Here is a 20,611-nt window from a genome sequence, read left to right on the forward strand (position 1 = left end):
TCCATCGCGCCGCCGACGGCGGGGATCGCGTCGGGGGCGCCGGTGTGCCAGTTCGCGAGGTCACCGTTGATCGAGACCTGGAAGGCGCCCAGGACGCACACGTCGAGGTGTCCGCCGCGCATCATCGCGAAGGAGTCGGCGTGGTGGAAGTACGAGCAGCCGGGCGTCTCGATCACGGGGACCTTGCCGGCGTTGGTGAGGTCGGGGTCGATCTCGTCTGCGACCGCGGCCCGGCCCATGCCGAGCATCCCGTTCTCGGTGTGCAGGGTGACGCCGTGGCCGACGTCGAGGTGGTCCGCGACGGTGGTGGGCTGCCCGATGCCGAGGTTCACGTACGCGCCGGTGGGGATGTCCGCGGCGACCGCCGCCGCGATCTGGTCCTTGCTGCGCGTCACGCTCGCTCCTCTGCTTCGACGCGGACGAGCCGGTCGACGTAGATGCCCGGGGTGATGACGTGCTCGGGGTCGATCCGGCCGGCCTCGACGACGTCCTGGACCTCCACGATCGTGGTGGCCGCGGCGGTGGCCATGACGGGGCCGAAGTTGCGGGCGGTCTTGCGGTAGACGAGGTTGCCGGCGGTGTCGGCGGTGTGCGCCGCGATCAGGGCGACGTCGCCCCTGATCGGGTGCTCCAGGACGTGCAGGCGCCCGTCGATCTGTCGGGTCTCCTTGCCCTCGGCCAGCATCGTCCCGGCCCCGGTGGGGGTGAAGAACGCCCCGATCCCGGCGCCGGCGGCGCGCATCCGCTCGGCGAGGTTTCCCTGCGGGACGACCTCGAGCTCGACCTTCCCCGCCCGGTACAACCCGTCGAACACCCACGAGTCGGCCTGACGCGGGAACGAGCACACCACCTTGGACACCTGACCCGCAGCCAACAGGGCGGCCAGCCCCACGTCGGCGTTGCCGGCGTTGTTCGACACCACCGTCAGGTCACGCGCCCCCTGGCGGATCAACGCGTCCACCAGCGTGAACGGCATCCCCGCCAACCCGAAACCACCCACGAGGACCGTGGCGCCGTCCGCGACGTCGGCCACCGCCTCGTCCGCTGTGTCGAGGACCTGGGGCCTCACGCGGTGGGCGCCGTGGTGGACGGCTCGGCCGGTGCGGTCTTCTCGGTGGTTCGGACCGAGTGCGCCAGCGGGAACAGCTGCACGTCGGCGACGCGGGTGAGCAGCCCCCACAGGCCCTTGGGCGCGGCCAGGACGACGACGATCGCGACGACGCCGAGGACGACCAGGTACAGCGAGCCGAGGTCGGCGAGCTGGTCCTGCAGGACGTAGTAGACGACCGCACCGAGGATGGGGCCCTCGATGGTGCCGATGCCACCGATGAGGACGACGAAGATCATCGAGGCGGTGAAGCCCACCGAGAAGATCGAGTCCGGTGTGACCCGCAGCGTGTTCAGGGCGGTGAGGGCACCGGCCAGGCCGACGCCGGCCGACGAGGCGACGTAGACGATCCGCTTGCTGCGGTCCACCGGGACGCCGAGCCCGGACGCGGCGGTCGGGTCGTCGCGGATCGCGGTGAGGCCGAGGCCGACCCGGGAGCGCATCAGCAGGTAGGTCGCGACGACGACGGCCACGGCGAGGCCGAGGCCGAGCCAGTAGACGGTCGCGACGCGTGCGACCCGGTCGGTGCCCTGGAACGCGGTCAGCGACAGGCCCGAGCCACCGCCGAGGGAGTCGAACTGGGTGGTGAGGAGCTTGAACACCTCGGCCACGACCCAGGTGCCGATGGCGAAGTAGCCGCCGGCGAGCCTGAACACCAGGAACGAGGTGGCCCAGGCGACGGCGCCGCAGAGGACCGCGGCGGCGAGGACGGCGCCCAGGACCGGCAGGCCGACCGCGTCGGCCAGGCGGATGACGCCGTAGCCGCCGATGCCGATGAAGGCCTGCTGTCCGATGGACACCATGCCGGCGTACCCGGCCATGAGGTTCCAGGTGGTGCCGAGGATGACCAGGACGAACAGTCCGACCAGGCTCGACAGGGTGCCCAGGGAGACGTTGTAGGGCACCCAGACCGCCAGGACGAGCACGGCGACGACGAGCAGGGCCGTGCCGGCCATCGAGACCGGTCCGCCGCGGCGGCGGACGTCGGCGGCGCTCATGCCGTCACCGTCCGGGGCATCAGGCCGCTGGGCTTGACGAGCAGGACGGCGAGGAAGACCAGGTGGCCGGCGAGGATGCCGTAGGCGGGGTCGATCTGGGCGCCGACGGTCTGGGCGACGCCGAGGACGAGCCCGCCGAGCAGGGTGCCCCACAGCGACCCGAGACCGCCGACGATGACGGCCTCGAACGCGAAGATCAGCACCAGGTCGCCGTAGGTGGGGGAGAACTGGGTGCTCATCCCGACGAAGATGCCCGCCAGGGCGACCGTCGCGATCGCGATGGCGGTGGCGACGCCGTAGAGGTGGCGCTGGTCGATGCCCATGAGCTGGGCGGTCTCGGGGTCGTCGCTCGTCGCACGCATCGCGCGTCCGGTGCGGGTGCGGCTGAGGAACAGCTGCACGGCGGCGATGACCGCGACGCCGACGGCGAAGGTCACGACGGAGAAGACGCCGACGGACAGGTCGGGTCCCAGGGGCACGCTGGAGGTGCCGAGCGACCCGATGCCGATGGACTGGGAGTCGGCGCTGAACACCTGCTGGAGCAGGTTGGTCAGGACGATCGCGAGGCCGAAGGAGACCAGGAGCGGGGCCAGTTCCCCGCCGCCGAGGGCGGGGTTGAACAGGCCCCGTTGCAGGACGTACCCGACGACGGCGAAGACCGGGACGACGACGCAGACCGCGAGCAGCAGCGGCACCGACCCGTCCTGGACGAGCCACAGGGCGACGTAGGCGGCGGTGACGGCGATGACGCCGTGGGCGAGGTTGACGATGCGCATGACCCCGAAGATCAGGGAGAGTCCGCAGGCCAGGAGTGCGTACTGCCCGCCGAGCAGCACCCCCTGGATGACGGCGTTGAGCCAGTCCACGTCGTTCTCCTAGAGTCCGAAGTAGGCCGCGGTGACGTCCTCGCGGCTGATGGTGGCGGCAGCGCCCTCGAGGACGGTGCGTCCCTCGAGCAGGCACTGGATGCGGTCGGCGACGCCGAGCGCCTGGTTGAGGTCTTGCTCGACGACGAGAACAGTGGTGCCGCGGGCGGTGACCTCGGGCAGGGCGGCGTAGATCTCCTTGACGACCACCGGCGCCAGGCCGAGCGACACCTCGTCGAGCAGGAGCAGCCGCGGGTTGGCCATCAGGGCGCGGCCGATCGCGGTGGCCTGCTGCTCGCCTCCGGACAGGTGCGCGCCGGCTCGGGCGCGACGGTCGGCGACCAGGGGGAACAGCTCGTAGATCGACTCCAGGTTCCACGGGCCGCTGCGGCGCCGGTACCCGCCGACCAGCAGGTTCTCCTCGACGGTCAGGGAGGGGAAGATCCGCCGGCCCTCGGGGGTGAGGGCGATGCCCTTGGCGACGCGGACGTGCGCGGGCGTGGACCCCACCGCCTCGCCGTCGAGACGCACCTCGCCCGCGGTGGCGCGCAGGCTTCCGGCGATGGTGCGCAGCAGCGTGGTCTTGCCGGCCCCGTTGGCGCCGATGACCGCGAGGGTCTCGCCCTCGTGGACGGTGAGGTCGACGCCGTGGAGCGCCTGCAGGTCGCCGTGGTGGACGTCGACGCTCTCGACCGACAGCAGCGCGCTCACGAGGCGGCCGCCGGGCCGGTGTCGACCGTCGACCCGAGGTAGACCTCGACGACCCGGGGGTCGCGCATCACCTCGGCGGGGTTCCCGATGGCGACGACGTCTCCCAGGGCCAGGCACATGAGCCGGTCGACGACCTGGAGCAGCGCGTGGACGATGTGCTCGATCCACACCACCGCCAGGCCCGAGTCGCGCAGCTCGCCGATGAGGGCCACCAGCTCGGGCAGCTCGGCGTCGGTGAGCCCGCCGGCGATCTCGTCCAGCAGGATCAACCGGGGCCCGGTGGCCAGGGCCCGGGCCAGCTCGAGCCGCTTGCGGTCGAGCAGACGCAGCCGGCCGGCCGGGGTGTTGGCCAGGTGCGCCATGCCCGTCCGGTCCAGCGACTCCAGTGCGCTGCGCCGGGCGTCGGCGCTGCGCTGACCGCCACCGAACCGGGCCCCGACCAGGACGTTCTCGAACACCGTCATCCCGGCGAACGGACGCGGCACCTGGTAGCTGCGCCCGACGCCGGCGGCGCTGCGGCGGGGTGCGCTCCACCGAGTGACGTCCTGGCCGTCGAGCAAAAGCGTGCCGCCGTCGGCGCGGGCGGTCCCGGTGACCAGGTTCAGCAGGGTCGACTTGCCGGCCCCGTTGGGGCCGACCACGCCGAGCGCCTCGCCGGCCGCCACGTCGAACGAGACGTCGCGTGCGGTGACCACCTGGCCGTAGGCCTTGGCCAGGTGCTCGACGCGCAGCAGCGGTCCGTCCACCATGTGTGCCTCCCTCGAAGGTGCGGTGCCGGTGGTCAGGACAGCGGCTCGACCGAGCCGCCCAGGGGCACCTCGTCGGCGAGCTTGTTGGACACCACGACCAGGTCGAACGGGTAGTCCCCGCCGTCGGTCTGGCGCCACTGACCGCCGGTCACGGGCGTCTTGGCGACGTAGGGCGGGACGTTCTGGTCCTTGCCCCAGGCGAGGTCGCCGACGACGGTGGAGACCTCGAGGTCCTTCATCGCCCCGGTGATGTCCTCGGCGTCGGTCGACCCGGCCTTGGTGACGGCGGCGGCCGCGACCTCGAACAGGGCGTGGGAGAAGCCGAGCGGCTGGGTCCACTGGCTGCTGGTGCTCTTCTCGTAGGCGTCGGCGAGCTCCTGGGCGCTCTGGTCGGTCAGCGAGCTCGTGTACGGAGCGGTGGGGTGCCACCAGACCTCGGTGCCGAGGTTGTTCGCGATGTCACCCAGGCCCTCGACCACCGACGGGAACAGCAGCGCCTTGCCCACCGTCGCGATCTTGGGGTCGTAGCCCTGCTGCTTGGCCTGACGCCAGAAGGTGGTGAAGTCCGGCGGGATCGGGACGCCGAGCAGGATGTCGCTGCCCTTGTAGGACGAGATCTGCGAGGAGAAGTCCTTGGTGCCGTTGGGGTACAGGCCCGGGTTGTCGATGGTCGTGCCCGACGGCTTCACCAGGGCCGGGAAGTTGGCGCTCCAGGCCTGGCCGTCGGGGTCGTTGGGGAACAGGCCGCCGGCCTTCTTGTTGGTGTCGACCTGCGACCACATGTCGGAGTAGACCGCGGCGACGTCCTCCAGGCCCCAGAAGAAGTGGTAGCTGTACTTGAGGTCGGCCGGCTTGTCGCCGCTGCGGATGGCGAACGGCTGCCACGGGGCGACGGTGGTGATGCACGGGACGGAGTTGGCCTCGCACTGCTCGGAGACCGGGTTGACGATGTCCGGGGTCGACGAGGCGAGCAGGACGTCGACGTCGTCGTCGTTGATCAGCTCGGCGGCGACCTCGCCCGCGCGGGTGGAGTCGCTCTGGGCGTCCTTGACCACGATGTCGACCTTGACGTCCTTGTCGCCGACCTTGATGGGGTTGTCGGCGAAGTAGGTCTTCATCTGGTCGACGACGAACGAGTCGGCCTCGCCGAACGCGGCCAGGGGGCCGGTCTGCGGGGACACGAAGCCGAGGGTCAGCGTGTCGTCGCCGCCCTCGTCGTCCCCGGAGCCGCCGACGGTGCCACCGCACGCGGTGACGGCGAGGCTGAGCACGGCCGCGAGCGCGACGGCCGGCGTGGTGCGGGTGATCTTCATGGTGTTCTCCTGGGCGTTCTGATGAGGTGCGGCGAGGTACGGCGGTGGTGCGGGCGAGCCCTGCGCGGGTGTGCGTCGGGCTCAGCGGTCCAGGACGGTGCGGAGCACGGACTCCAGGTCGGCGGCCGGGTCGTCGGTCAGGGCGTGCGAGCGCCAGACCACGTGGTTGTCGGGGCGCACCAGGACGCAGCCGTCCTCGGCCACCTCGCGCAGGCGCGACCAGTCCTCGTAGAGGTCGGTGAAGTCGGCGTCTCCGGGGCCGACGACGACGCCGCGCACGTCCACGCCCAGGGCTGCGGCGGCCTTCTCGGCGGCCTGCGCCCACGGGCGTCCGGTGATGCCGGTGAACAGGGTGAAGCGGCAGTGGCCGGCGACGTCGTGGGTGGAGATCCGCCGCCCGTCCTCGCCGAGCCAGCAGTGCGGCAGACGCGCGCCGGGCCAGGTGGTCGCGTGGTAGTACAGCTCGGGGTCGCGCTCGTAGGCGGGCTCGGCGGTGCCGTCAGGCACCACGGCGCCCGAGGCGTACCGCTGGCCGAGCTCGACGCCGTGGGCGTTGAACTCGTAGTCCTTGAGCTCGAGGGCCTTGCGCAGCGCGAGGCGCTTCTCGGCGCCCTCGGGGGAGTCGTCCGCGCGGGCGTCGATGCTGGCCTGCATCTGCTCGACGTCCTGCGACTCGTCGAGACCCAGCGCGGCCAGGACGGCCCCGAACTCCTCGATGCTCTTGTTCGCCCGGAGCACGATCTGCTTGCCCACCGGGGCGCGCTCGGCGTCGTAGCTGTCGAGCAGCCCCGGACCGGCCGTCCCCTTGATGACGTGGGCGAGCTTCCAGGCCAGGTTGTACGCGTCGCCCACCGACGTGTTCGAGCCCAGGCCGTTCGACGGCGGGTGCCGGTGGACGGCGTCGCCTGCGCAGAAGACCCGGCCGTCGCGGTACCGCTCGGCGTACATCTTGTTGTTGCCCCACAGCGACAGCGACCGGATGGTCACCGGGATGGTGTCGTCGCCGATCAGGTTGTGGACGATGGCCGTCGCCATCTCGTCGTCGAGCTCGGGCGGGGGCTGGTTGATGTCGTAGCCCCAGGTGATGAGCCACTCGTTCCACGGCCGCACCAGGCGGATCAGGCCGAGACCGATGCCGCCGATGGTCGCACCGGGCTGCAGCACCCAGTACAGGACGGACGGCCGGTGCTGGACGAGCTCGGTGAGGTCGGCGTGGAAGACGATGTTCATGCTGCCGGCCAGGTCCATCTCGCCGGCCATCGGCAGGTCGAGGTCCGAGACGACCTTGCTGCGGCTGCCGTCGGCGGCGATCACGTACTTGGCGCGGATCGCGTACTCGTGTCCCGACAGGCGGTCGCGGACCTGGACGGTGACGCCGTCGGCGTCCTGCTCGAGCGAGACGTACTCGGTGTCGAAGCGGATCCGGCTGCCGCGCGAGGCGGCGTGCCCGACGAGGATCGGCTCGAACAGCGTCTGCGGGAGGTCGCAGTTCATCGACGGGCTCGCGAGCCGGTAGTCGGCCTCGCGGCTCGGGTGGGTGCCCCAGGTGTGGATGCGGCCGATCTCGTCGCCGGCCAGGCTGCTGCAGAAGACGGTGTCGCCCATCATCTCGTGCGGGGTGGCCTCGGCGACGACGTCCTCCTCGATGCCCATGTCGCGCATGATCTCGACGGTGCGCTGGTTGGTGATGTGCGCGCGGGGGGTGTTCGCGGTCCAGCGGTACTTGGTGATGACGATGTGCTCGATGCCGTAGGTGGCCAGGAACAGCGCGGCCGAGGCGCCGGCCGGGCCGCTGCCGATGATCAGGACGTCGGTCTGGAGGTCGTCGACGGTGCCGTCGGCCGGCGCGGTCGAGGTGGTGGTGGTCATGCGTGCTGCTCCTTCGTGGCGGGGGCCAGGACGATGTCGAACTCGGCCTGCGTCCAGGTGGTGTCGGGCGTCCGCCCGTCGGGTGCGGCGTGCCCTGCGGGTCGTTCGTCGAAGTCGACGACCAGGGAGTCCTTCACGCCGAACACGGCGTCGGAGTCCTGGTGCTCGTCGCCGCGGACGAAGATGTGGGTGACGAGCCGGTGCAGGCCGGGCGCGTCGACCATGAAGTGCAGGTGCGACGCGCGCATCGGACCGCGGCCGTTCGCGGCGAGCAGGTCTCCCACTGGACCGTCGTGCGGGATCGGGTAGGGCGTCGGCGTGACGCACCAGAACGAGTACCGGCCCTGGTCGTCGGTGGTCAGGTGGGCGCGGCCGGTCACGCGGCCGTCGCCGTGCTGCACGTCGTACATGCCGTCGTCGTCGGCCTCCCAGACGTCGATGCGTGCGCCGGCGACCGGCGCGCCGTCCACGTCGGTGACGGTGCCCGACACCCAGCAGGGCTGGCCCTTGGCGCCCTGTGCGGCGTCGCCTCCGACCTCGATCTCGGGCGACTCCTCGGCGAAGAACGGGCCGAACACCGTCGACTCGGTGGCCCGCGGGTCCTCGGGCTCGTTCACGGTGACCGTCTGCATCGAGAGGCCGAGCACGTCCGAGAGGAGGATGAACTCCTGGCGACGGTCGTCGGTGATGTGGCCGCAGCGGGTGAGGAACTCGATGCCGGCCTCCCACTCGGGCTCGGTCAGGCGGACCTCGCGGACGAAGGCGTGCGAGTGCCGGACGAGCGCCTCCATCAGCTCACGCAGCCGCGGCGATGGGCTGTGCTCGAACGAGGCGAGCACCTGGTCGGTCACGGCCTGCTCGTGCTCGGCCTGCTCGGGGGTGGTCTGGTGGTCGGTCATCGGCGCTCCTCGATGTCGGCGGTGGGTGCCTGTCCGGCCCAGGCGGTCCTCAGCAGGCGCTCGACGTCCTCGGCGCGCACCGGTCGCGGGTTGCTCGGCGGCGCGGCGTCGACGACGGCCTGCGCGTCGGTGGCGATCGCGTCCTCGGGCATCCCGAGGTCACGCAGGTTGTCCGGGGCGCCCAGCCCGCGGGTGAGGGCGAGCAGCCCGTCGAGCGCGTCGTCGGCGCCGAGCGCCTCGGCGATGCGGCGGGCGGCCTCGGGCGCCGCCGCAGCATTGAACGCCAGGACGTGGGGGAGCACGACGGCGTGGGTGTCGGCGTGCGGCAGGTCGTGGGCTCCGCCGAGCACGTGGCAGATCTTGTGGTGCAGGCCGGACCCGGCGCTGGCGAACGACGCGGCGGACAGGTAGGCGCCGTAGAGGCACCGGTCGCGCGCCTCGACGTCGCCTGCATCGGCCACGACCGCGGGCAGCCCCGCGGCCAGGGCGCGGATGCCCTCGGTGGCGATCGCCGCGTTGATCGGGTCGGCCTTCGGTGCCCACAGCGAGTCGACGCAGTGCGCCAGCGCGTTCAGGCCGCTGGACACCGACAGGCCGACGGGCAGCGTCATCGTCAGCTCGGGGTCGTAGACGATGGTGCGGGGGAGCACGACGGGATCGGTGCCGGTGGTCTTGCGGTGGTGCTCGGTCAGTCCCCAGACCGGGGTGGCCTCCGAGCCCGCGTAGGTGGTGGGCACCGCGACGATCGGCAGGTGCTCGGTGAGCGTGACGGCCTTGGCGGTGCCGGTGGTCGAGCCGCCGCCGACGGGCACGACGACGTCGGCGCCGCTGGAGCGGGCCAGCTCACGGGCCGCCTCGGCCACCTCGACCGGGACGTGCGGGCGGACGCCGGTGAAGGTCGCGACGACGGTGACGTCGGGCCCGAGGTCGGCGGTGAGCCGCGCGCCGAGGTCGGCCTCGGCCTCGGACACCACGAGCAGGACCCGGGTGCCGCCCACGGCCGCGATCTCCCTGCCGAGGCTCTCGCGCGCGGCGCCCGGAGCCAGGACGATGCGCTGGGCGAGGGCGTCGTGCTCGAAGCGCAGTGGCGCGGGGGTGTGAGCCATGACACAGAGTGTGGGGTCGGCGCGTCGATAGGTCCAATAGGTATCTCTAAGCACTCGTATACGGTGAACATATGGATGCCCGCCAGCTCCGCTACTTCACCGCCGTGGTCCAGGAGCGGTCCTTCACCCGCGCCGCCGCGCGCCTCCACATGACCCAGCCGCCGCTCTCGACCTCGATCGCGCAACTCGAGAAGGAGCTGGGCGTCACCTTGCTGGAGCGCAACGGTCGAGGGGTCGAGCCCACCGAGGCCGGCGAGCACCTGGTGGCCCGTGCCACGGCGATCCTGGCGGACCTGGAGGACGCCGCGACCGACGTCAAGGCGGTCGGCACCGGCCGACAGGGCCACCTGTCGGTTGCCGTCGCGCCCGGGGCGTCGTGGGAGCTGCTGCCGGGCCTGCTGCGCCGGTTCGACCAGAGCGCCCCGGACGTCACCATCGAGATCCTCGACGCGTCCGAGCCCCAGACGGTCGACCTCGTCCGCTCCCGCGTGTGCGACGTCGGCCTCGCCTACTGCTCCAAGGCCACGTCGCTGGAGCGGCTCGTCGCTCGCGACCTCGAGGTCGCGATGGTCAGGCGCGAGACCGTCGTCGCGGCGGTCCCGGTCGATTCAGCCATGGGGGAGGCGGAGTCGGCGTCGTTCGAGGATCTCGCCCCGCACCGGTGGCTCGCCCCGGTCGTCTACGACGGCTTCCCCGGCGTGGCCCAGTACGTCCGCGAGGCGTGGGAGCGTGCCGGAGTCGCACCCGTCGTCGGCCGACGGGTCGGCAGCATGGAGACGGCGCTACGGCTGGCGCAGAGCGGCGCGGGGTACGCCCTCGTCCCGTCCTCCGCCGGCCAGGTCTCGACCGGTTCAGGCGTCCGCATGGTCCGCCTCGCCCAGCACCTCGCGCCGATCGAGGCGGTGGTGGTGTGGCGACGCGGCGAGCGCCCGTCACCCGTCCTGAACGGGTTCCTGCGCGCTGCCCTGGCCACCCTCGAGCCCGACCGCCTGAGCCCGGCCCACGAGCGGCCCGGGCGAGCCGACCTCTAGGGCACCAGCTATCTCGGGCCGACTCGTAGATCGGCACAGCGGGTCGGTCTGCGGTGCTCTCGGCAGGTTTCAAACCTGCGACCTGCGGTTTAGGAAGCAGACAGGACCGTCTGAGTTGCTTCACCTCGTCTGACCTGGGCAAACGCTTCGGCGTCCGCATTCGGATGCTTCAAAACTGTGTGCCGCTGAGGCCCGGTTTCGATGCGATTCTGCCGGGCTGCAGGCGGGGCGGGTGGCATGACTCCGACGATGTCTTGGTGCAGTGAAGTGCGTGAAGCGAGCCGCGCGATGAGAGCCCCCGTGCACCTGTTGGAGGTTCGTCATCGGTCACAGAACCTGGTCCCGAACACCCACCGCGGCAACTGGTTGTCCGTCCATTCACCGCCTACGACCGTGGAGGTGCAGACCGCGAACACGAGTCCATTCGAGAGTCTCACCGCCCCATCAGGGGTCATGACAGTTCCGGGAGCGGACTCGATAACGAGGTTCTCCGATCGGCCGGGCCAGCTTGGGAGCCAGGCGCAACCCATTCCTGCGCTCAGCGCTACGTTCACCTGCATCATCGGCATGTCTCACTGCGAACGTCGCCGACGTAATCAACAGCCGCGGGACGTCGCAAAGCAGCTGTCGGCGACTCCGCAGTCTGCATACCCGAGGGCGCACGCGCACGACCCTCAGGAACTCAGGATTCGATCTCCTCCGAACGACTGACAACCCGTTTGGCCCGGTTTCTCTGCGAGCGTGCTCGCCTTGCACTGCGCTTTCGGCTCGCCTGCATCAGTTCAACGCTTCCCGATACCCATTGCGCAACAAGGTCGCGGGCCTGAGGCCAATCTTCGAAGAGTGCTTCAATCTCAGGCGTCATGCCAGACCCAGATCTTCGAGCGGCTTCCACCAAATCGGCTCCTGCGAGAAGACTGCTTCGAGGTGAATCGCTCACGGTCTCAAGCAGCGGGAGTAACAGCAGCACGCGAGCGGCCCTCGTGATTTCTGAATCACGTTCTACGCGCGCCAAAGCAAGGGACGTAGAGTCGTACTCCGGCTTCCATCTGAGCCATGGCGCCGCCAAATTCGGCAATTCGCGAAGGACGTCTTCTGCAATCGCCAGGTGGCGTGAACGCTTGTAGATATCGCGTCCAACTGACGCAAAGCCACCCCGATGACGTAGTCGAATGTACCTGTAGACAAAGGGTGGCTCGTCACCGCTACCGTCGATCTGATAGTCGTAGAGCGCACCAAAACCATGCCAATCGAGTAACTGCGTTAGTTCAAGCTCTCCCTTCTCATATGCCATGACGGCCAACCAGAAATACTTCTTTTGAGCAGCCTGTCGCCCAATGGAGTAGATACTCCAGTTATCTGATTCCCAAGTCAACCATGTCGCTTGTCTGATACTGCTGGAACCAGGCGGTAAGAATGCCAAAACGCATGCACGTTCCGACGGTATCTCGTCTGCAAAGAGTTGGTCCAGTTCGGAGCGAATCGCTGCGGCGACACGGGGAGCATTCTCGACCGAGCAGGCGAAGAGTTCATTCACGAGACTAGCCTCGCGCCCATGATCGCCGGCGGGGCGGCACAGACCGAGCCGAACTGTTGCCGCGCAGATTGCTTTCAAGACCGACGGCCTAGGAACAACGAAGTTCAGTGCCCGCGCCGCAAAGGACGCGGCGTAAACCGCGCCCTCTGACTCGGCTTCGACATCCCGTACTAAGTACTCCAAGAAGTCGTCGGCGCCATCCTCGGTAGTTTTTCCAAGGATCTGTACGGCCAATTGGGCCACGACATCGGACTCCCCGGCTTTCACGGCGTCCTTTAGAGCGGTGTACAACGCTGATGCCGAAGTATGCAACCGGACCAGTTGGCTAGCGGCAAAGTATTCGAGGAACGTTCGGTGTGTAAATCCGTACGTCTCCGCTCCCACATCGGTCAGTACCCAAGCGCGGCCTTTGCAAAAGTCAAGAAACTCGACCGCAGCCGTCTCGGCATCCTCGTCATTATCGAATCTCTTCTCACGAAGATATTTTGTAAAGAATTGAACGAGCTCCCCACGCCTCATCCCTTCACTGACCGTAAGGTCATCATCGGTGACTTCCGGCACTCCCTGGGACTCTAGTTTGAACATATGCAGGGCTAGGGCGCGAAGTGCCGACTGAACGTGCGCGTCGAACGAGAGGTCCGGCACAATCCCGCGTTGTTTATCCCAGCTCTCGAAGAGCATTAGGGCGCACTTCTCATACACATCCGGACGGTTACGCGGGATGTAGTTCTCCGTCGCGTATATACCGCACATGAGTGAAAGCATCAGCGGGTTCACCCGAAGGTCTGCCACAAAATGACTGTCCGCAAGAAAACTCTTAGCCAGCTGACCCTGTCGAGCGGGTTCGATCCCTTCGTCTAATTCGAACCAACGATGAACGTAACTCTCAACTTGACGCATGTCGAACTGACTCAACGACGCCGTTTCAAACAAGGCGTCGCTCAGTGCGGCCTCTGAGTAGCCAACCCGGCGCGAAGTAACAAGAATTGGGCACATCGGATACCGATGAGCAAAACCCTCCACTGCTTCTACGACATCCCGGCGGAGAGACACGTCGAGCAACTCGTCTAATCCGTCCAAGACCACGACGGCTTTGTCATTCAGAAGAAGATACTCGACTGACCCTTTTGGAGGGTCGATGTTGTAGGGCGACCGACACAAGTCGCTAATGTACTCGGCAAGAGTCCTTCGCCCGCGACCCCGAACCGCCGATGCATACTCGCGCAACTCGACGAAGAATGGAACACGCCCGCTAAGTCTTGGAATTCTGTCGGCGGCGATATCGTAGGTGAGTTTTCGAGATAGGGTCGACTTGCCGCCACCTGGATCGCCAAGTAGGACAATCCTCGGGGTGTGACATAGAAGCGCGTCGACTTCGACAAGCGAACGCATATCGCCGTGACCATCACGCTGGTGGTCAACCGCGTCCACTTCGACCACGACTCGGGGCTGAACGAATAGCCGCTCATAGGGTACTTGCTTCGTCGTGCCGGCGTGCGGCAATCGCATTGTGGCATGTAACGACGCTACTTGGCTCTTGAACTCTGCCTCGAAATCACGAAAACCTTGCAGATCATTGATTGATTTGAGCAACTCGGTATTTCGCACGCTTGCGACCGAGACGCTCCCTGCGGTTGCGAGCAATTCGGCTTCAAGCGATGGTGGCAATTTCGGTCGGGTCAGTAACGGCGAGACACAGTGCATGACAGATTCTGACGCTGCACCAAAGATTGCGTCTGCGACAAGTGGGTCGTCGGCATTTCCCATCCACAGCGAAAATGACGCGTTGAACTCCTCCCGCACCTTTTGGACGAACTTCTCGCCTGCGCGCCCGGAATTCTCCAACAAATAAGCTCGGGCCAAGCTGGAGGCTACGTGCTCCATCTCGCGTGAGTCACAGAATGCAACTAAGCGTTCGCGATCGTCTTCGTTCATCGCGATGACGGCATTGAGTTGGTCCGCCCGCGCCCTGCTGTGGGTCAGAGCCCGGATTTTCCGTCGTCGGCGCCGTGCAAGCGCCTCTTGCGCCCCCCAGCCAGCGACGCGGGCAGCACCCGCTCCAGCAGCCTTTCCGATTGAAGGGGCCAACAGTGCTTCTACACCAGTCACATGATCAGCCTTCTTGTCTAGGCGCCGCGGCATCCTGCGATGCTAGCGCCAGGACTGGGCCAGATGTCGGTCTTTGCTCGGCCACAACTGCGACGAGCAGCGTTTATGGGATCGATGTGGGAACAGGGCTAGAAGCACCACGAAAATGACGTGCTACTGCGACCGCCCCACCGGCGGGTCGGCGCTGACCGCCCTCGTCGGCGAGGAAGGCGAACCGCAGGTGGTCGTTCTTCGTCTTGCGCGCATCGTGACACGGACCACCCCATCCTGACCGACCTCGACTTCGGGCGCGTCCGACGGCTCAATCTGGGCCGCTGCAGGGAGGATCTCGCGGCCCGCTACCAGGCGTTTGTCGGTCGTCCATGGCCTCATATGGCAATCCCTCGCCGAGAGCGCGGCGAATCGCGCGTTTCGCCGTCGCGTGGCTGCGCAACCAGGCGGAAGGGCGGGGTAGCCGGGGCATCACGTCGACCAGGACACACCTCTTGCACTAGGTGCGCAGGCCGTCTCAACCGCCGCCTCGGATGGCGACCGGAGGGCACCCCAGGCGACGGAACGAAGCAACCGGACGCAACCGGGAGTCCACTTCACGAGGGGTCGCTCTAGAGGTCTGCTGGGGAGGTCAGCGGAACTCAAGGAGTGCCATGTCGACCTCGATGTCCCGAACAAGCCGGTTGTAGCGGTGACCCTGGAGCAGCGGCGCGAGCGGGCGCGCAAGGCGGCCTAAGCCGGTGGGCCCGCCCACTAGCGAGCGCCGAGCAGAGCGAGGCGGCGTCGGCCGCGCTGTGGGCGCGGTTCGGGCGGCAGGTCGACCCTGACGGGGTGCTGCCCGAGGGAGAGCGCCAGGTGCTCGCGCGTCGGGCGATGGCGGCTCACATGGCCGGCATGCGGCTCAAGCGGAACGCCGGCCGCGGCGGCAGCGCGCGCCGTCAGTAGCGGTCGGAGAACCGGGAGCGGTTGACGGCGTCGAGCGCACGCTGCTCGGCCATGCTCGCGCCGTAGCGGAGCACCATCGAGCGGTCCCGCCACCCGGCCAGGGCCATCAGGTCGCTCTCGCTGCCGCCCGCGGCGAGGAACTCGTGGGCGAAGGTGTGCCGGAACAGGTGCGGGCGAATCGAGCGGCGGTCGAACCCGGCCTCGACAGCGCGGCGGCGGAGCATCCCGTAGATGCCGCTGGCCGTCATGGCGGCGCCGGTCTTCTCGCCGACCCACACCGGGCCCTCGTCGGCGGAGCTGAGCCGTGGGTGACGAGCCCGGACGGTGAGCCACCGTCGCAGGGCGAGGACGTCGCGGTCGCCGAGCGGGATGCGCCGGCCGGCGTGGCCCTTGAGGCCGACGAGCGCGGCCGACTTGATCGCCGAGGTCAGGTCGAGGTGCTCCACCTGCAGGCGGGCGACCTCCTCGCGCCGCGGCCCGGCGAGCAGCACCCGGATGACGGCGTGGTCGCGCCGGTCGCGGAAGGCCCGGCCGGCGGTGACTTTGAAGGAGTGCCTGGATGATCTCGGCGTCCAGCACGTCGGGGTGGTGCTCGGGTCGCTGGTAGCGGTGACGCTTGGGTGAGCCCCACAGGTCGTCGGCGTCGTACTCGTCGACGAGGTGACGCAGGAACACCCGCAGGTTCTGCTGCTTGGTCACCACCCCACCGATCGAGTGACGCTCGAGGTAGGTCCTCAGGTAGGCGTTCAGGTGCCGGACAGTGAGCGTCTCGAAGCCGCCGGGGTGGTCGAGCTCGTCGAGCCATCGGCCGAGGGAGTCGACGGCGTCGAGGTAGGCGCCGACGGTGCGCTCGCTGTACGGGGTGCCGCGGCGGCTGGGCTCGCTGCGCAGCACGAGGGCGAACAGCTCGCGCTGCTGGCGGCGGACCTCGGCGTCCGCCGGGTCCCCGCTGCCGACGGCTCGCAGGGGCGCGCGGCCGGTGTGCTGGTTGGGCTGCGTGTGGTGCTGTGCCATGTCGTGACCTCCGGTCTGGGGGCCCACGCCCGTCCCCAAACCGTGTGTCCAACCTCTTGGTTGCTCAGGCACGAACCCCTCCGACCGGGCCGAGACGGTGCATCGTCCCAGGTCAGGTGGTGTTCTGTGCCCCCGGCAGGATTCGAACCTGCGACCTGCGGTTTAGGAAACCGACGCTCTATCCCCTGAGCTACGGGGGCGCACGGGAGCAGCCTAGTGGGCCGCTACCGGTCGTCGCGGAGGTGTTCCTCGATGCGCTCGACCTTGGCGGTCAGCTGGCCGGTGTGGCCGGGGCGGATGTCGGCCTTGAGGACGAGGCCGACGCGCGGCGAGGCCTCGGCGACCACGTCGACGGCCTGCTTGACCACGGCCATCACCTCGTCCCACTCGCCCTCGATGTTGGTGAACATGGCGTTGGTCTCGCAGGGGAGGCCGGACGCGCGGACGACGCCGACGGCGCGGGCGACGGCCTCGGACACGCCGCCGGTGTCGTCGCCGTCGGACGGGCTGATGCTGAACGCGACGATCATGTCTGCACCCTACGAGTCGGACGGTTCGGCTGCGGCCGGCGCCGTCCGCCGCCTAGCCTCGCGGCGCACCCGACTCGAGGGGGACCTCCCGTGCGACGCCCCGCCCTGCTGCTCACGTCGGCCGCCCTCGTGGCCGCCGCCGTAATCACCGCCGCGCCGAGCGGCGCCGCCTCCGCCGACGTGACGGGCTCCGCCGTCGTCTTGGCCGACGCCGGCGCGTCGGCCAAGCAGGCGCGCCTGCGCTTCCGGGCGGCGGTGAAGCGGCTCAAGGTCCGTGCCGACACCCGCGGCGGGTACAAGCGGGCCAAGTTCGGCAGCTGGGTCGACGCCGACCGCGACTGCCAGAACACCCGGCACGAGGTGCTCGTGCAGGAGTCCAAGCGACGCGTCACACTCGCGTCGTCGGGCTGCACGGTCACCGCGGGACGGTGGAGGTCGCGGCCGGACGGTGCGGTGGTCACCGACCCGGCGAAGCTCGACATCGACCACCTCGTCCCGCTCGCCGAGGCGTACCGGTCGGGCGCGAAGAAGTGGACCAGGGCCACCCGAAAGTCGTTCGCCAACGACCTCGGCGACCGCCGGTCCCTCAACGTCGTGACGGCTGGCGTCAACCGCAGCAAGGGCGACCGCGACCCCGCGCGCTGGCTGCCCGAGCGGGCCCGCTGCGCCTACGTCAAGGACTGGGTGGCGGTGAAGCTGCGCTGGCGGCTCACCGTCGACCGCGCCGAGAAGCGGGCGATCCGCAAGGTCGCCCGCGGCTGCAGCAACACCGTCATCACGTACAAGAAGGCGACGGTCCGCAAGAAGAAGACCGGATCGGGCTCCGGCGGCGGGACGAGCGGTACCGACCCCCGCTTCGACACCTGCGGCGACGCGAACGCCGCCGGGTACGGCAACTACGTCGACGGCCGCGACCCCGAGTACGACTGGTACCAGGACCGTGACGGCGACGGCGTGGCCTGCGAGTTCTGACCTCAGGCGGTGACGGCCGACGTCCGTCGCGCGAACGACGCCGACCCCGGCCGCAGGTGCTGCCACCAGTAGACGGGCATCGAGAACGGCGCGGCCACGATGAGCAGCACGAGCCACAGGACGCGCCCGTCGGCACCCTCGGGCAACGACGGGTTCTTGAACAGGTCGACGAGGTAGAGCACCAGGAGAGGAGCCCGAGGATCAGCGGCACCGTCACCGCGTTGCCCACGAAGAGCGCGACGAACAGCGGCGGCGGGCCGTCGTCCGACCCGACGGGCACGGTCACCGCCAGCACGACGAAACCCACGATGAAGGCAGCCAGGTAGAGCGGCACCCACGCCGTGGCGACGCCGACGAGGTAGCTGAGGGCCCGAGACCTGATCACGGCCAGCAGCCTGGCACGCCGCGCGGGTCCGCGCCGGCGACCTCCTAGGCTGAGGGACGTGAACCAGCCCCACGTCCGACCGGCCACGCGCGACGACGTGGCCGAGCTGGCGCGCGTCGCCGCGGTGACGTTCCCGCTCGCCTGCCCGCCCGACACGCTGCCGCAGAGCGTCGCCGACTTCGTCGAGCGGCACCTGTCGCGGGGGCGGTTCGCGGACTACGTCGACGACCCCGCGCGCGACCTGCTGGTCGCCGAGGTCGACGGCACCGCCGTCGGCTACACGATGCTGGTGCACGGCGACCCGGCGGACGCCGACGCCGCCGCGGCGGTCGTCGCACGGCCCACGTCCGAGCTGTCCAAGTGCTACGTGATGCCGGACGCCCACGGCAGCGGGGTGGCGACCCTGCTCGTCGAGGCCTCGATCGAGGTCGCGGCCGCCCGCGGGGCGCGCAGCGTCTGGCTGGGCTGCAACCAGCAGAACGCCCGCGCCAACCGCTTCTACGCCAAGATCGGGTTCGAGCAGGTGGGGGAGAAGCGGTTCCAGGTGGGGGCCCGTCTCGAGCACGACTTCGTCCGCGAGCGCGTCCTCGACGGGGGAGCCGCGTGAGCGTCGACGACCTGCCCGTCTGGGACGAGTCGACGCGGCCGCACGCGCCGTCCCCGGGTCACCTCGACGCGTCGATGCGGGCCCAGGGCGGCCACCTGCGCGCCATCCACGACATGTACCGCTCGAACCTGAGCCAGGTGCGCTCGGTGCTCGACCGGATCGCCGACGGCGCCCTCGACGTCGGCGAGGCGCGCGCGGCCGTCCACCAGGTCGGCCTGCGCGCCACCTACGAGCAGCTGGGCTCCTTCTGCGGGCAGATGTGCCAGATGGTCGAGGTGCACCACTCGATCGAGGACGCCCACATGTACCCCGCGCTGGCCGCGACCCCCAGCGGGCCCGCCCTCGCGCCGGTCCTGGAGCGCCTGGCCGAGGAGCACGTCGTCGTGCACCAGATGCTCGTCCGCCTCGACGACGTGCTGGTGGCCCTGCCCGACGCCCCCGAGCGCATCGGGGAGGTGTCCGCGCTGTTCGAGCACCTGCAGGTGCTGCTCGAGTCGCACTTCACCTACGAGGAGGACGAGCTCTGCGACCCGCTCGGGTACCACCACGTCATGGTGTAGCTCAGGCAGCGAGGTCGGCCCGGACGCGGTCGGCGACGCGCGACCCCGACACCAGCGCACCCTGGATGGACGCGGTGTCGCGGTGGTCGCCCGCGACGTAGAGGCCGGCGCGCACCCGCTGCTCCTTGCGCATGTCGAGCGGCGCGGTCATCGACGGCAGCGCGTGCCGGATGGCGTAGGTGGCGACGTGATCCCAGCGCGAGCTGTCGGTGCGGTACATCCGTCCGGCGTGCTCGCGCGCGGCGGCCTCGGACTCGACGTCGTCGTGGGAGCCGAGCACGGTGGTGGCCACGAGCGACCCGTCGCGGCTGTACGAAGGTGCGGAGTCCGAGATCACGGCCGAGTTGATCACTGGGCCCTGACGGTCGGCGTCGACGTGCAGCATCGGGTGCTCGGCCGGTGAGTGGTCGACGCGGTGGTAGTAGGTGGTGAGGGCGCGGGTCTCGCCGGGCTCGGCGCCGACCAGGTGGGCGGCCTCGGGGGCGCCGGTGGCCACGACGACCGCGCGGGAGGCGATCGGTCCGGCGGCGGTGTGGACGGTGGTGCCGTCGATGCGCTCCACCGGGGTGTCGAGCCGAACGGTGCCCGCGGCGAGGTGCGACGCGACCTGCTCGGGCAGCGCCTGCATGCCGTCGCGGGGCAGGCCGGGCACGCCCTGGGCGAACGTGCGCAGCAGGAGGTCGACGTAGTGGCGCGAGGCGGTGCGGGTGTCGTCGGCCAGCACGCCGGCCAGGAAGGTCTCGATGGTGGCGCGGCCGACGGAGCTGCCGAGACCGGCCGCGTCGAACGCGTCGCCGTAGGCCATCTCGGGCCGCTTCATCAGCGACTCGGCCGACTCCAGCGCCACCTTGCCGAGGTACTTGGCGATGCCGACGGTGGCGTGCAGGTCGGACGTGCTGCGGGGGAAGAGCGTCTTCATCGTGCCCAGCAGGTCGCCGGGCGCGCGTCGGGGGTCGGACAGGACGTGCTGGCCGGCCGAGGTGGCCACGACGACGCCCGCGCGGAACGTCGACAGCGCAAGGGCGTCGAGGTCCACGCGACCCTTGAGCGCCGGGTAGGCGGGGTTGAGCAGCTGGAAGCCGCGGTCGAGGAGCATCCCGTCGACGCGGTCGGTGCGGATGCGCCCGCCGACGGCGTCGGCGGCCTCCACCACCACGACGGCGTGGCCGGACTCCTGCAGTGAGCGAGCCGCCGTCAGGCCCGAGAGGCCGGCGCCGACGACGATGACATCGGCTTCATCCATGCTCCGACGCTAGCGCCCGAGCCACCCCTGTGCAGGGTGACTCGGGCGCGAGCAGCAGGCCGGTGGGG

Annotated in this window: 18 protein-coding genes, 1 tRNA gene and 1 pseudogene; 4 read left to right on the plus strand and 16 right to left on the minus strand. The window is 69.6% G+C overall.

Features of this window, described 5'->3' with window-relative positions:
* From ACI6PP_RS09165 to ACI6PP_RS09210, 10 genes are all read right to left on the minus strand, one after another.
* A partial coding sequence (locus tag ACI6PP_RS09165) for a CoA-transferase (RefSeq protein WP_421110991.1) occupies positions 1 to 395 on the minus strand: 395 nt, incomplete at its 3' end.
* A complete protein-coding gene (locus tag ACI6PP_RS09170; RefSeq protein WP_421110992.1) occupies positions 392 to 1,069 on the minus strand; it encodes a 3-oxoacid CoA-transferase subunit A in 678 nt (225 codons plus the stop codon). The genes ACI6PP_RS09170 and ACI6PP_RS09165, both read right to left, overlap by 4 nt.
* On the minus strand, positions 1,066 to 2,106 hold the full coding sequence (locus tag ACI6PP_RS09175) for a branched-chain amino acid ABC transporter permease (RefSeq protein ID WP_421110994.1): 1,041 nt from the start codon (positions 2,104 to 2,106) through the stop codon (positions 1,066 to 1,068). Before ACI6PP_RS09175 ends, ACI6PP_RS09170 begins: the two co-directional genes overlap by 4 nt.
* The gene (locus ACI6PP_RS09180; protein ID WP_421110995.1) at positions 2,103 to 2,972 is read right to left on the minus strand and encodes a branched-chain amino acid ABC transporter permease; all 870 of its coding nucleotides are present in this window, start codon (positions 2,970 to 2,972) and stop codon (positions 2,103 to 2,105) included. Before ACI6PP_RS09180 ends, ACI6PP_RS09175 begins: the two co-directional genes overlap by 4 nt.
* A 9-nt stretch (positions 2,973 to 2,981) precedes the next feature.
* Positions 2,982 to 3,683 carry an ABC transporter ATP-binding protein gene (locus ACI6PP_RS09185; RefSeq protein WP_421110996.1) on the minus strand — a complete coding sequence of 234 codons (702 nt, stop codon included), beginning with the start codon at positions 3,681 to 3,683 and terminating at the stop codon, positions 2,982 to 2,984.
* On the minus strand, positions 3,680 to 4,432 hold the full coding sequence (locus tag ACI6PP_RS09190; RefSeq protein ID WP_421110998.1) for an ABC transporter ATP-binding protein: 753 nt from the start codon (positions 4,430 to 4,432) through the stop codon (positions 3,680 to 3,682). The genes ACI6PP_RS09185 and ACI6PP_RS09190 overlap by 4 nt, the downstream gene beginning before the upstream one ends.
* Positions 4,433 to 4,464: 32 nt before the next feature.
* Positions 4,465 to 5,745 (minus strand): ABC transporter substrate-binding protein, encoded by a 1,281-nt coding sequence (locus ACI6PP_RS09195; RefSeq protein ID WP_421111000.1) that lies wholly within the window; start codon positions 5,743 to 5,745, stop codon positions 4,465 to 4,467.
* A gap of 81 nt (positions 5,746 to 5,826) precedes the next feature.
* Positions 5,827 to 7,614 carry an FAD-dependent oxidoreductase gene (locus tag ACI6PP_RS09200; protein ID WP_421111002.1) on the minus strand — a complete coding sequence of 596 codons (1,788 nt, stop codon included), beginning with the start codon at positions 7,612 to 7,614 and terminating at the stop codon, positions 5,827 to 5,829.
* Complete coding sequence (locus ACI6PP_RS09205) at positions 7,611 to 8,513, minus strand: dioxygenase family protein (protein WP_421111003.1); 903 nt, start codon at positions 8,511 to 8,513, stop codon at positions 7,611 to 7,613. The genes ACI6PP_RS09200 and ACI6PP_RS09205 overlap by 4 nt, the downstream gene beginning before the upstream one ends.
* Entirely contained in the window at positions 8,510 to 9,619 is a 1,110-nt protein-coding gene (locus ACI6PP_RS09210) for a maleylacetate reductase (RefSeq protein ID WP_421111005.1), read from the minus strand. Before ACI6PP_RS09210 ends, ACI6PP_RS09205 begins: the two co-directional genes overlap by 4 nt.
* 71 nt (positions 9,620 to 9,690) lie before the next feature.
* Here ACI6PP_RS09210 and ACI6PP_RS09215 point away from each other — a divergent pair, with 71 nt between their 5' ends.
* The gene (locus ACI6PP_RS09215; protein WP_421111007.1) at positions 9,691 to 10,650 is read left to right on the plus strand and encodes a LysR family transcriptional regulator; all 960 of its coding nucleotides are present in this window, start codon (positions 9,691 to 9,693) and stop codon (positions 10,648 to 10,650) included.
* A gap of 682 nt (positions 10,651 to 11,332) precedes the next feature.
* On the opposite strand, the gene ACI6PP_RS09220 is transcribed toward ACI6PP_RS09215, so the two are convergent.
* The 4 genes and pseudogenes from ACI6PP_RS09220 to ACI6PP_RS09235 all read right to left on the minus strand — a co-directional run bounded on the left by ACI6PP_RS09220 (position 11,333) and on the right by ACI6PP_RS09235 (position 16,776).
* Complete coding sequence (locus tag ACI6PP_RS09220) at positions 11,333 to 14,329, minus strand: NACHT domain-containing protein (RefSeq protein WP_421111008.1); 2,997 nt, start codon at positions 14,327 to 14,329, stop codon at positions 11,333 to 11,335.
* Positions 14,330 to 15,225: 896 nt separating this feature from the next.
* Positions 15,226 to 15,732, minus strand: a pseudogene (locus ACI6PP_RS09225) (tyrosine-type recombinase/integrase); the annotation flags it as partial.
* Between the two features lie 641 nt (positions 15,733 to 16,373).
* Positions 16,374 to 16,446: transfer RNA gene (locus tag ACI6PP_RS09230), tRNA-Arg, on the minus strand.
* A gap of 24 nt (positions 16,447 to 16,470) precedes the next feature.
* Complete coding sequence (locus tag ACI6PP_RS09235; RefSeq protein ID WP_421111009.1) at positions 16,471 to 16,776, minus strand: thiamine-binding protein; 306 nt, start codon at positions 16,774 to 16,776, stop codon at positions 16,471 to 16,473.
* Between the two features lie 90 nt (positions 16,777 to 16,866).
* Here ACI6PP_RS09235 and ACI6PP_RS09240 point away from each other — a divergent pair, with 90 nt between their 5' ends.
* On the plus strand, positions 16,867 to 17,748 hold the full coding sequence (locus ACI6PP_RS09240; RefSeq protein WP_421111010.1) for an excalibur calcium-binding domain-containing protein: 882 nt from the start codon (positions 16,867 to 16,869) through the stop codon (positions 17,746 to 17,748).
* A 2-nt stretch (positions 17,749 to 17,750) separates the two neighbouring features.
* Here the strand turns inward: ACI6PP_RS09240 and ACI6PP_RS09245 are convergent, their stop codons facing one another.
* The gene (locus ACI6PP_RS09245) at positions 17,751 to 17,930 is read right to left on the minus strand and encodes a hypothetical protein (protein WP_421111012.1); all 180 of its coding nucleotides are present in this window, start codon (positions 17,928 to 17,930) and stop codon (positions 17,751 to 17,753) included.
* 261 nt (positions 17,931 to 18,191) lie between these two features.
* Here ACI6PP_RS09245 and ACI6PP_RS09250 point away from each other — a divergent pair, with 261 nt between their 5' ends.
* On the plus strand, positions 18,192 to 18,740 hold the full coding sequence (locus ACI6PP_RS09250; protein WP_421111014.1) for a GNAT family N-acetyltransferase: 549 nt from the start codon (positions 18,192 to 18,194) through the stop codon (positions 18,738 to 18,740).
* On the plus strand, positions 18,737 to 19,300 hold the full coding sequence (locus ACI6PP_RS09255; protein WP_421111016.1) for a hemerythrin domain-containing protein: 564 nt from the start codon (positions 18,737 to 18,739) through the stop codon (positions 19,298 to 19,300). The genes ACI6PP_RS09250 and ACI6PP_RS09255 overlap by 4 nt, the downstream gene beginning before the upstream one ends.
* 1 nt (position 19,301) lies before the next feature.
* Here the strand turns inward: ACI6PP_RS09255 and ACI6PP_RS09260 are convergent, their stop codons facing one another.
* Complete coding sequence (locus tag ACI6PP_RS09260; protein ID WP_421111017.1) at positions 19,302 to 20,543, minus strand: NAD(P)/FAD-dependent oxidoreductase; 1,242 nt, start codon at positions 20,541 to 20,543, stop codon at positions 19,302 to 19,304.
* Positions 20,544 to 20,611 lie beyond the last annotated feature (68 nt).

Origin of the sequence: Solicola agrisoli, from assembly GCF_049059935.1 — a bacterium.
In the GTDB taxonomy this organism is placed as follows: domain Bacteria; phylum Actinomycetota; class Actinomycetes; order Propionibacteriales; family Nocardioidaceae; genus JAURVT01.

Excerpts from the sequence above, each read along its gene's own strand:
- ACI6PP_RS09175 (WP_421110994.1), bottom strand. The coding sequence starts at position 2,106 with ATGAGCGCCGCCGACGTCCGCCGCCGCGGCGGACCGGTCTCGATGGCC.
- ACI6PP_RS09190 (WP_421110998.1), bottom strand. The coding sequence starts at position 4,432 with ATGGTGGACGGACCGCTGCTGCGCGTCGAGCACCTGGCCAAGGCCTAC.
- ACI6PP_RS09195 (WP_421111000.1), bottom strand. The coding sequence starts at position 5,745 with ATGAAGATCACCCGCACCACGCCGGCCGTCGCGCTCGCGGCCGTGCTC.
- ACI6PP_RS09200 (WP_421111002.1), bottom strand. The coding sequence starts at position 7,614 with ATGACCACCACCACCTCGACCGCGCCGGCCGACGGCACCGTCGACGAC.
- ACI6PP_RS09205 (WP_421111003.1), bottom strand. The coding sequence starts at position 8,513 with ATGACCGACCACCAGACCACCCCCGAGCAGGCCGAGCACGAGCAGGCC.
- ACI6PP_RS09210 (WP_421111005.1), bottom strand. The coding sequence starts at position 9,619 with ATGGCTCACACCCCCGCGCCACTGCGCTTCGAGCACGACGCCCTCGCC.
- ACI6PP_RS09215 (WP_421111007.1), top strand. The coding sequence starts at position 9,691 with ATGGATGCCCGCCAGCTCCGCTACTTCACCGCCGTGGTCCAGGAGCGG.
- ACI6PP_RS09220 (WP_421111008.1), bottom strand. The coding sequence starts at position 14,329 with ATGCCGCGGCGCCTAGACAAGAAGGCTGATCATGTGACTGGTGTAGAA.
- ACI6PP_RS09235 (WP_421111009.1), bottom strand. The coding sequence starts at position 16,776 with ATGATCGTCGCGTTCAGCATCAGCCCGTCCGACGGCGACGACACCGGC.
- ACI6PP_RS09260 (WP_421111017.1), bottom strand. The coding sequence starts at position 20,543 with ATGGATGAAGCCGATGTCATCGTCGTCGGCGCCGGCCTCTCGGGCCTG.